The sequence below is a fragment of the Streptomyces sp. NPDC000941 genome, from assembly GCF_053599555.1.
Genome location: NZ_JBSFMM010000514.1, coordinates 1 through 2,048, shown reverse-complemented (window position 1 = coordinate 2,048; position 2,048 = coordinate 1). Strand labels below are relative to the sequence as shown.

At 76.2% G+C, this 2,048-nt stretch carries 1 protein-coding gene and 1 pseudogene; both read right to left on the bottom strand.

Annotated elements, in window-relative coordinates; genetic code table 11:
• Positions 1-443, bottom strand: a 443-nt coding sequence (locus tag ACWDSL_RS53185) for an ATP-binding protein (RefSeq protein ID WP_450496945.1), incomplete at its 3' end; no start/stop codon positions are given.
• Positions 433-2,048 (bottom strand): annotated as a pseudogene (locus ACWDSL_RS53180) (helix-turn-helix transcriptional regulator); the annotation flags it as partial. The pseudogene ACWDSL_RS53180 and the gene ACWDSL_RS53185, both read right to left, overlap by 11 nt.

Here is a 2,048-nt window from a genome sequence, read left to right as displayed (position 1 = left end):
GTCGTCCGGTGCGGTGCATCGCAAGGCGGAGCGGCGCCCTCGTACTGGGCGTACTCGGGCGCTGCGACAACGCGGCGAGGTGCCGTGCCGGGCGGCGCGGGGGCGTGCCTCACCTCCTCGAGGTCGCTTAGGGCCAGGTTGGCGAAGCACGCGCTCTCGCGCGTCCAGCGTTCGCTCAGCTCCCCGGGGGCGCCCGCGAGCAGGCTGTCGAACAGCTGGCGCACCACGCCGAAGGCGAAGTCCTGTTCCACCGGGGCGGCGTTGGCGCGCAGCACCCGCACGTCCTCGACCTCGTTCACGGCTCGCGCGGCCAGTCGCTGGAGCAGCGCGGACCGGCCGATGCCGAGCGGGCCGGTCAGCAGGACGAGGGACGGCCCGCCCTCGCGGGCGGTCCGTAACGCACCGGAGATCTGCGCCAGTTCGGCGCCCCGCTCATGCAACATCCGTGTCGTAGCCCTCCATCGAGCGCACCATCTCGCGCAGTTCGGCCCGGCCGCTGATCCGCAGCTTCTTGTACGCCCCGCTCAGCCGCAGCTCCACCGTGCGGGTGGTGACCGAGAGCATGTCGGCGATGCCCCGGTTGCCGTGTCCGAGGCCCGCGAGGGTGGCGGTGCGCCGCTCGACGTCGGACAGCGCGGCCCAGGCGGGGTGCAGTCCGCGGACCGCGGCCGACGGCAGTCGGCCGAGCCGCTGGGCGAGTGCGCGCGCCCGCGCGGCCGGTCTGCTGTCGGGCTGGGCCGAGGTGAGCCGGGACACCTCGGCGATCAGGGGCTCCGCGGCCCGCCGCCGCCCCGCGTCCAGCTCCACGGTGGCCAGCTCCATCAGCGCCCCGATATAGGCCATGTTGGCGGGGGTGGCCTGGAGGGTACGCACGGCCTCGCGCAGTCTGGCGGCCCGTCCGTCGCGGGCCACCCGTCCGATGCCCAGTTCGGCCCAGCCGATCGCGCTCGGCGCGCCCCAGCGCCGGGCCAGCGTGAGCTCTTCGCGGCTGAGCCGGTGTGCCTCCTGGCCGTGGCCGAGCGCATGGCAGGCCCGGGCGGCCATGGAACGCCAGGGCAGCAGGGCCGGGTTGACGTACTGGAGGCGCAGCAGCCGTCGGCCGGCGGCGAGCAGCAGGTCGATCGCTTCGGCCGGTTTACCGTCGGCGATGTCCACCAGGGCCCTGGCGAACAGCAGATGGGCCCCCGCCATGGTGTTCCACGACGCGTCGGGGTCGGGCAGGGCCATGAGCGCCGCGGTCTGCTTGCGGTCGCCGCTCTCCAGCGCGACGAGGATCCGTACGGCCCGCGCGTAGGGCGCGTAGAGGGGGTGCAGATGGGTGTGCGGCAGGGCCCGCTCGGCGGCGGCGACATCCCGCTCGGCGAGATCGGGCCGGCCCCGGCGCAGGTTCATGTCGCCGCGCCCGGTCAGCACCAGCGAGGCGGCGGCGCGGGCATGGCCGCGCCGGGCCTCGGTGAGCAGCTGGTCCAGCCGCAGCCCGGCCTCGTCCGTCTCGTCCGCCAGGCACAGCGCCCGGCACGCCGCCAGCCGGGGCAGCAGCAGCCCACCCTCGTCGGCGGGGCCGGCGAAGGCGCTGCGGGCCAGCGCTCTGGTGGTGAGCAGGTCCTCGCCGAGCAGAGCCAGCTGCCAGGCGCGCGCCCCGGCCTGGGCGGGCGAGGACGGATGGGCGGGGAGCGGGGGGACCTCGTGCAGCAGCAGGTCGGTGTCGTCGTGGCGGCTCAGTTCGGCGAGCCAGAACAGGGCGGTCAGGGCGCTGCGTTCACCGCCCCGCGCGGCGGGCAGCGCGTCCGTCAGCGCCCGTCGTACGACATCGGAGCCGCCGCGGGCCAACGCCAGGTCCGCGGCGCGCAGCCGCGCGTCGGCGAGCTCCGCGCCCGGTGACCGGAGGATCTCGGCGAACCGTCGGTCCCCGGCCTCCGGCGCCTCCAGCACCTCGGCCGCGGCCAGCCGAAGGCTCAGCCAGGTCCGCTGCTCGCGGTCCAGCGGCTCCTCCAGCGCACGGGCCAGGCAGGCGACCGCCCGGCCGTGGTCGGCGGCGCGCAGCGCGG